This is a genomic window from Acidocella sp. MX-AZ02, assembly GCF_000306035.1.
Classification (GTDB): domain Bacteria; phylum Pseudomonadota; class Alphaproteobacteria; order Acetobacterales; family Acetobacteraceae; genus Acidocella; species Acidocella facilis.
The window spans coordinates 1,401,054-1,408,943 of record NZ_JH976207.1 but is presented as its reverse complement, the minus strand read 5'-3'; the positions used below and the strand labels follow the sequence as shown (position 1 = coordinate 1,408,943).

At 66.0% G+C, this 7,890-nt stretch carries 8 protein-coding genes; all 8 read right to left on the bottom strand.

Annotation, left to right across the window (positions count from 1 at the left end; genetic code table 11):
- Nucleotides 1–75 precede the first annotated feature (75 nt).
- Nucleotides 76–1,803 carry an ABC transporter ATP-binding protein/permease gene (locus MXAZACID_RS06930; RefSeq protein ID WP_008493491.1) on the bottom strand — a complete coding sequence of 576 codons (1,728 nt, stop codon included), beginning with the start codon at nt 1,801–1,803 and terminating at the stop codon, nt 76–78.
- Nucleotides 1,804–1,817: 14 nt separating this feature from the next.
- Entirely contained in the window at nt 1,818–2,084 is a 267-nt protein-coding gene (locus MXAZACID_RS06925) for a DUF3253 domain-containing protein (RefSeq protein ID WP_008493490.1), read from the bottom strand.
- Nucleotides 2,085–2,190: 106 nt separating this feature from the next.
- Nucleotides 2,191–3,039 carry an EAL domain-containing protein gene (locus MXAZACID_RS06920; protein WP_008493489.1) on the bottom strand — a complete coding sequence of 283 codons (849 nt, stop codon included), beginning with the start codon at nt 3,037–3,039 and terminating at the stop codon, nt 2,191–2,193.
- 101 nt (nt 3,040–3,140) lie between these two features.
- Entirely contained in the window at nt 3,141–4,334 is a 1,194-nt protein-coding gene (locus MXAZACID_RS06915; RefSeq protein ID WP_008493487.1) for a glycosyltransferase family 4 protein, read from the bottom strand.
- A gap of 48 nt (nt 4,335–4,382) precedes the next feature.
- Entirely contained in the window at nt 4,383–4,718 is a 336-nt protein-coding gene (gene grxD, locus MXAZACID_RS06910; protein WP_008493486.1) for a Grx4 family monothiol glutaredoxin, read from the bottom strand.
- A 14-nt stretch (nt 4,719–4,732) separates the two neighbouring features.
- On the bottom strand, nt 4,733–4,966 hold the full coding sequence (locus MXAZACID_RS06905; RefSeq protein WP_008493484.1) for a BolA/IbaG family iron-sulfur metabolism protein: 234 nt from the start codon (nt 4,964–4,966) through the stop codon (nt 4,733–4,735).
- A 16-nt stretch (nt 4,967–4,982) separates the two neighbouring features.
- A complete protein-coding gene (gene purL, locus MXAZACID_RS06900) occupies nt 4,983–7,151 on the bottom strand; it encodes a phosphoribosylformylglycinamidine synthase subunit PurL (protein ID WP_008493483.1) in 2,169 nt (722 codons plus the stop codon).
- Nucleotides 7,148–7,810: a phosphoribosylformylglycinamidine synthase subunit PurQ gene (purQ, locus tag MXAZACID_RS06895; RefSeq protein ID WP_008493482.1), complete on the bottom strand. Its 663-nt coding sequence runs from the start codon at nt 7,808–7,810 to the stop codon at nt 7,148–7,150. The genes purL and purQ overlap by 4 nt, the downstream gene beginning before the upstream one ends.
- Nucleotides 7,811–7,890 lie beyond the last annotated feature (80 nt).

The following is a 7,890-nucleotide window of genomic DNA, read 5'->3' as shown; positions in this document are numbered from 1 at the left end:
CGGTGGCACCGGCGTTGCCACTGCCCCAGACGTTTTGCAGCCCTTTTTGAAAAAAGGGCTGCACCCCAAAAACTTTTAAAAATTAGGCGATAGCTGGGCTTGCGCGAAGCGTACCTGGCGCGGCCCTTGTTCGTGGTGGGTAATCGCCACAATCGTCGTCCCCGGCAGACGCGCCCGCAGCGCGCCGCGGATCTCCCCCGCCAGCCCCACATCCAGGGCCGAGGTCGCCTCGTCCAGAAACAGCCAGTCCGGCTTGGCCAGAATCGCCCGCGCCAGCGCCAAACGTTGCTGTTCGCCCCCCGAAAGTGCGAGCCCCCAATTCGCCGCCTCATCCAGTCGCTCGGCCAGATGCCCCAGCCCCATCGCCGCCAGCGCCTCACGCGCCGCTTCATCATCCAGCCCCGCTTCCGGCCCCGGATAAGCGAGATTGCGCCGCAACGTGCCCAGCGGGAAATAGGGTTTTTGCGGCAGGAACAGCAGCTTGCCCTGCGGCAGCGTCACCTCGCCCTGGCCATAGGGCCAGATCCCGGCCAGCGCCCGGAACAAAGTGGATTTACCGGTCCCGGAGGCGCCGGAAATCGTCACCAGCTCGCCCGGCGGCAAGGTCAGGCTGGCACGGTCCAGCAGCTTGCGGCCATCGGGCAGGGTCAGCGTCAAATCGCGCAGCGCCAGACCCTCGCCACCCGCCTGCAAGCGCGGTCCGCCGGCGGCCATGGCGCGCGCCGTCTCCATCGCCTCGCGGAAGCCATAGAGACGCGAGACGGTGGCGCGCCAGGCGACAAGCCCGGAATAGGAGGTGACGAACCAGGAGAGTGCCCCCTGCACCTGGCCGAACACCATCGGGATCTGGCTCAACCCGCCCAGCCCGATCTTCTTGGCGAAATAGCGCGGCAGGATCACCACCAGCGGGAAGATACTTGCCACCTGATTGAAGGAGATGGTGAAGAAATTCAGCGCCTTGGTCCGGCGCATGATCGCCCAGAAATTATCCCGCACGAACTGAAAGCTGCCGACCAGTTCGCCCTCTTCCTGCGCCTCGCCATGGGAGAGCGCGATCGCCTCGGGATGCTCGCGGATGCGCACCAGCCGGTAACGGAAATCCGCTTCCAGCTTCTGCTGGTTGAAGGCCAAAGGCACCAGCTTGCGGCCGATCAGATGGGTCAGCCCGGTGCCGACCAGCGCGTACAGAATGGCCACCCACAGCATATAGCCGGGAATGGTGACGCCCAGCAGCGTGATCGAGCCGGAGATGCTGTAGAGCACGAACACGAAGCTGAACAGAGTCACCACATTGGTGATGAAATCGATGCCGAGCGAGAGCGTGCTGGTGGTGAAATTATTCAAATCCTCGGAAATGCGCTGATCCGGGTTGTCGATGATCGAGCTGGGCGCGTGGGAGAGCGAGATATTGTAATAGGCCCGGTCCTGCAGCCAGTTTTCGACATAATGGGTGGTCAGCCATTGCCGCCATTTGATCTGCAGCATCTGGCTGAGATAGGTGGCGTAGACCGCGATCAGCACATAGATCACCACCAGCTCGAGAAAGCCCGGCATGGCGCCTTTGCCCGGCACCCGTATCACCGGCATGTAGAGAAGGGCGACGACGATCTTCGAATCATAGGCCTGGATGGCGTTGAAGAAATCATTATTCCAGTAGGTCAGGATCACATTGAGCCCGACCAGCAGCAGATTCAGCCCCACCACAGCGCCCAGCAGCCCCCAGGCCACCCATTTCTGCTCGGATTTGAAATAGGGCTTGGCCAGGCTGACGCCCTCGGCGAAGCCGGTGAGGAAATTCGTCATCGCATGGCGCAAAGTCAGCCCTCCGGACGGGTCAGGCGCAGGCGGATCACGCCATGCAGCGTCTCGGGATCGACTGGCTTGCCCTTGCGGAGAATCTCGATCCGCCCGGCCCGCGCCAGGCGCTGCGCCGCCAGCTTCACCGGCGCCAGCGAGCGGCGCCAGCTTTCATCCTGCGGATGGCCCGCCAGCGCGCGCGCCGCCTCGGTGGGGCAGATGGATTTGTCCAACCCGCGCTGGGCGAGCGTGTCGAGAATGGCCTGTTCGGCGGGATCGGCGGTCATGGGAACAGAGTTATGCCGCAAGCGGCGGAGGCATCAAGGTGCAGCATATTGCGATTTGCAAAGTTGCGTGTCAGCGGGTGAGTGCCGCCAGCCGAGCGGCCAGGCTTCAGCGCCGTGCCAGCAGGCTGCCGAGCGCTGCGCCATCCATGGCGGCGCTGAAAAAACTGCCCTGCGCCAGATCCGCCCGCAGCCGGCGCAACAGATCATACTGGGTCTGGCTTTCCACCCCGTCCGCCAGCACCTGGCAGCCCAGCGCGTGCCCCGCCTCCACCGCCGCCTGCACGATGCCGGCCGCGCCATCCGCCTCGATATCGCGCACCAGCGAGCGGTCCAGCCGCAAGGTGGAGAAATTCAGCTTGCGCAGCGGGGCGAGCGAGGCATAGCCGGTGCCGAAATGGTCCAGCGCCAGCCGCAGCCCCAGACCCTGCAGGGCCCGCAGCGCGAAGACCGTATCCTCATTGGCATCCAGCAACATCTCCTCGGTGATCAGCAATTCCAGCTGGCAGGGTTCAGCCTGGGCGTGCTGCAACGCCTCCAGCACATGCTTCACCAGCTGGCCGGAGCGCAGATGCCGCAGACACAAGGCCAAAGAGAGGGTGAAATCCCGCGGCATCTGGGCCGCCTGCACGCAGACCTGGCGCAGCATCCAGGCGCCGAGATCGATGATCATGTCCGATTGCTCGGCCAGCGGCAGCAAATGCCCCGCCGGGATCAGCCCGCGCCGCGAATGGTCCAGCCGCAGCTGTACCTCCGCCGCGCAGGCCCGCCCGGATGCCAGCGCGATGATCGGCTGGAAATGCAGCGCCAGCCTGTTGGTGGCCAAGGCCTGGCGCAGCTTCTGGATGACGCGCCGCCGCTCGGTGATGCGGTGGCGGGCATTATGCTGCTTCAGCTCCCGTTCCGCCCGCAGCTCAGCCTCGGCGGCATGATCCGATTCTTGGCGTGTCGCGGTCATGGCGCCACGCGGGGGCGAGAGGGGCGGGCTGGGCGGTGCAGGAGGCGCATGGCGCCAATTTGCCCGGCCTCTCTTAACATCCCCCTAACAAAACCCAGGATTCAGGCCGAAATTAACGCCTCTCGCAAGCCGGCGAAGGTGCGTGCCCGGCCGTAATGCCCCGCCACATAGGCCAGGGCCGGCTCGGGCGGGGGCGGCGGGGCGATATGGCGCAGGATCGCCACGGCGAAATCCGCCGCGCCGGTGGCCGGGATGAAGGGCGCGGCATCGTCCCGCGCGAACCCCTCCAGCGCCGCCGGGGTGGCGATGGTGACCAGCCCGTGCCGGGCATAATCCAGCATCTTGATCTTCAGCCCCGACCCGGCCCGCAACGGCGCGATGGCGAGCGCCGCCCGGTGCAGCAGCGGGGCGAGCTTCGCCACCCGCCCCAGCGCCTTCACCCCCTCGGGCAGCGCCCGCAGCGCCGGCCCGCAATCGCCGATCAGGTCCAGCGTGATCCCCTGGCCCCGTAGCCCCGGCCAGATCTCGCTCAGAAACCAGCGCAGCCCGTCCAGATTGGGCAAAGTGTCGCTGCCGATGAACACCAGCCGGCCCGGCAGCCGCATTTGTCCGGCCGGGGGCGGGCAGGGCAGGGCCGGCATCGGCGCGGTGAGGATATCGGCGCCGGGGCACATCTGGCGCAAAATCGCCGCCTCCTCGGGCTGGATCGCGGTGATATGCCGGGCGCGGGCCAGCAGCTCGGTTTCGCGCTGCCGGGTCAGCCCCTCCGGGCGCACCTTGTAGCCGGCCAGTCTTAGCGCCTCGGCACGGCGATGGAACAGGTCATGGGTAATCAGCAGGTTGTTCACCTGCCGCAGCTCGGGGGCTGCCAGCAAAGCGGCCCGGAAGATGGTGTCGATCAGCACCGCCTCGGGTTGCAGCCGGGCGATGGCGGCGGCACACCAGCGCAGATCCGCCGCACTGGCGAAGCTGCCCAGCACCGCATCGGCCCGGTTGCGCCGCGCCCGCAAAGTCTGGGCCAGCCGCCTCGGCAGGGCGCGTAGCCCCAGCCGGGCGGTGGCCTGGGCCAGCCCGGGCAGGGTGGCGGGCCATGCCAGCCGGCCATAGCGGCGCAGCCCTGGGCCGTCCACCCGCATCCCGTCCAGCCAGGCCAACGGCGAAGCCAGCCGCGCGCCGGTGAGCAGGATGGTCACATCCCGCCCCTCGGCCCGCAGCCAGTCCAGAATTTCATAATTGAGCGCCAGATGCCCGGCGGCGCCTGGTCTGGGCAGTTCGTCAGTGACGAAAACGATCAAGGGCGGGCGCGGTCACGGATGGCGATCACCTGCCCTTGCGTCACGCGGTCAGGCCGCGTTCTGGGTGACACCCTTTTCGGTGAGCAGGGTCTGCAGCTCGCCGCTCTGATACATCTCGGTGACGATGTCGCAGCCGCCGATGAACTCACCCTTCACATAAAGCTGCGGGATGGTCGGCCAGTTGGAGAATTGCTTGATCCCGTCGCGGATCTCGGGGTCTTCCAGCACATTCACCGAAGAGAAGGCGACGCCGGCATGCTTCAGGATCTGCACGACGCGGGCGGAGAAGCCGCATTGCGGGAAGAGCGGGGTGCCCTTCATGAACAACATGACCGGAGCGCTGTCGATCTGCGCCTGGATGGTGGAAAAAACGGGGTTATCCATGGGGTATTTGGTCCTTATTCCGGGGCCGCTGTCTGCAGCGCCAGGGCATGAAGTTCACCGCCCATGCGCCCTTGCAGGGCGGCGTAAACCATCTGGTGCTGGCGCACCCGGGGCACGCCCCGGAACGCTTCCGACACCACATAGGCGGCATAATGGTCGTTATCTCCCGCCAGATCCTCGATCCGGATCGTGGCGTCAGGGAAGGCGGCCTTGATCAAAGCTTCGATCTCACCCGCGGGCATGGCCATCTATTAAAACCCTTTTTCAGGCGAACCAGCGAGGGAAGAACCCCTCATGGGCATCGCGCAATTGAGGCAGAGATATGGCAAGGCCATCCGGCAGAGTCAATTTTTTCTCTTCCGACGACGCGCCGATATGCTGGGCCGGAATACCGGCGGCGGCGGCGGCGGCCAGCACCGCGCTCGCATCGCGCACGGCCAGCACATAGCGGCCCTGGTCCTCGCCATACCAATATTCGGCCGCCCCGGCGCCGGTCAGCGCCGCGCCGCAATCCCCGGCCAGCGCCATTTCCGCCACGGTGACGAGCAGCCCGCCATCGGAGACGTCATGGCAGGCGGCCACGGCGCCGGCGAGGATCTGCCCGCGCACGAAATCGCCATTGCGCCGCTCCACCGCCAGATCCACCGGCGGCGGCGCGCCTTCCTCGCGGCCGAGAATTTCACGCAGATAGAGCGAGCGCCCCAGCTCGCCCTTGGTCTCGCCGATGACCAGCAAGGTGAGGTCGGGGCTGAGCCCATAGCCCACCGCCAAAGCCGCATCCTCGATCACGCCGACCGCGCCGATGGCCGGCGTGGGCAGGATCGGGCGGCCCTCGGTCTCGTTATAAAGCGAGACATTGCCGGAGACGACCGGGAAATCCAGCGCCGTGCAGGCCGCCGCCATGCCTTTGATGGCGCTGGCGAACTGGCCCATGATCTCGGGCTTTTCCGGATTGCCGAAATTCATGTTGTCGGTCACCGCCAGCGGCTTCGCGCCGGTCGCGGTGATGTTGCGCCAGGCCTCGGCCACCGCCTGGGCGCCGCCCATTTCCGCATCCGCCACGCAATAGCGCGGGGTCACGTCGGTGGTGATGGCCAGGGCGCGCTTGGAGCCCTCCAGCCGGACGATGGCGGCATCGGCCTGGGCCGGGCGCTTCACTGTCTGCCCGCCGACGGAGCTGTCATACTGGTCGAAAATCCAGCGGCGCGAGCACAGATCCGGCGAGCCGATCAGCTTCAGCAGCGCCTGGTCCAGTGGCGCATGCGCCTCAATCGGCGCCAGCTTCGCGGGCTTGGGGGTTTCCGCGATCGGGCGGCGATAGAGCGGGGCCTCGTCGGCCAAAGGTGCCAGCAGAATATCCGCCTCGACCACGCCCTGATGCTTGACCACGATGCGCCCGGTATCGGTGATATGGCCGATGACGGCGTAATCCAGATCCCATTTCTCGATGATGGCGCGGGCCATGTCCGAGCGCTCGGGCTTGAGCACCAGCAGCATGCGCTCCTGGCTCTCGGAGAGCATCATCTCATAGGCGCTCATGCCGGTTTCGCGCTGCGGCACATCGTCCAGATTCAGCTCGATGCCGACGCCACCTTTGCCTGCCATCTCCACGGAGGAGGAGGTGAGGCCGGCCGCACCCATGTCCTGGATGGCGACGATGGCATCCGTCTGCATCAGCTCCAGGCAGGCCTCGATCAGAAGCTTCTCGGTGAACGGATCGCCGACCTGCACGGTCGGGCGCTTATCCTCGGAGGCGGCGTCGAACTCGGTGGAGGCCATGGTGGCGCCATGGATGCCGTCACGCCCGGTCTTGGAGCCGACATAGACCACCGGATTGCCGACACCTGCGGCGGCGGAGAGGAAAATCTTGTCCTGATGCGCGATGCCGACGGTCATCGCATTCACCAGCGGGTTGCCGTTATAGGCCGGGTGGAAATTCACCTCGCCGCCCACGGTCGGCACGCCGACGCAATTGCCATAGCCGCCAATGCCGCGCACCACGCCATCCACCACGCGCTTGGTCACCGGCAAGGCCGGGTCGCCGAAGCGCAGCGCGTTGAGGTTGGCGATCGGCCGCGCGCCCATGGTGAACACGTCACGCAGAATGCCGCCCACACCGGTCGCCGCACCCTGATAGGGCTCGATGAAGCTGGGATGGTTATGCGACTCCATCTTGAAGATGGCCGCCAGCCCTTCGCCGATATCGATCACGCCGGCATTCTCGCCGGGGCCGTGAATGACCCAGGGCGCCTTGGTCGGCAGTTCCTTCAGCCAGACCCGGGAAGATTTATAGGAGCAATGCTCGGACCACATCACCGAGAAGATGCCAAGCTCGGTGAGGGTGGGGGTGCGGCCCATGATCTCCAGCACCTTGCCCCATTCCTCGGCATTGAGCCCGAAGGATTTGGCGAGCGTTTCATTAATTTCAGTCATGCGGCCGCCAGGGAGTCAAAGAGGGGTTTGCCGTCGATGCCGCCCATCAGCGGGTCGACGAGGTTTTCCGGGTGGGGCATCAGCCCCAGCACCCGCAGGTTCGGGGAGAAAATCCCCGCGATGCTGCGTGCCGAGCCGTTGCGGTTTTGGTCCGCATAGCGGAAGGCGACGAGGTTTTCGCCTTCCAGCCGGTCGAGCGTCGCCTCATCTGCGGTGTAATTGCCATCGCCATGCGCCATCGGCGCGCGGAACACCGCCCCTTTGTCCCATTTCGAGGTGAACACGGTATCGGCGCGCTCGACCTTCAGCATGGTGTCCATGGAGAGGAAGCGAAGCCCGGCATTGCGCAGCAGCGCGCCGGGCAGCAGCCCGGCCTCGGTGATGATCTGGAAGCCGTTGCAGACGCCCAGAACATAGCCGCCGCGCTCGGCATGGGCCTTCACCGCGCGCATGATCGGGCTTTGCGCCGCCATCGCGCCGCAGCGCAGATAATCCCCGAAGGAGAAGCCGCCGGGCAGGATCACGAGGTCGGTGCCGGCGGGCAGCTCCGTGTCCTTGTGCCAGACGATCGCCGGTTCACGGCCAAAGCTCTGGCGCACGGCCAGGATCATGTCGCGTTCCCGGTTGATGCCGGGGAACAGAAGGATGGCGGCTTGCATGGGGGGCTAATGCCGGAACTGGCGCGGCCAAGCAAGGCGGTTTGGCTCAGGGCGCCCGTGCAAAGACCCCTTAAATAAAA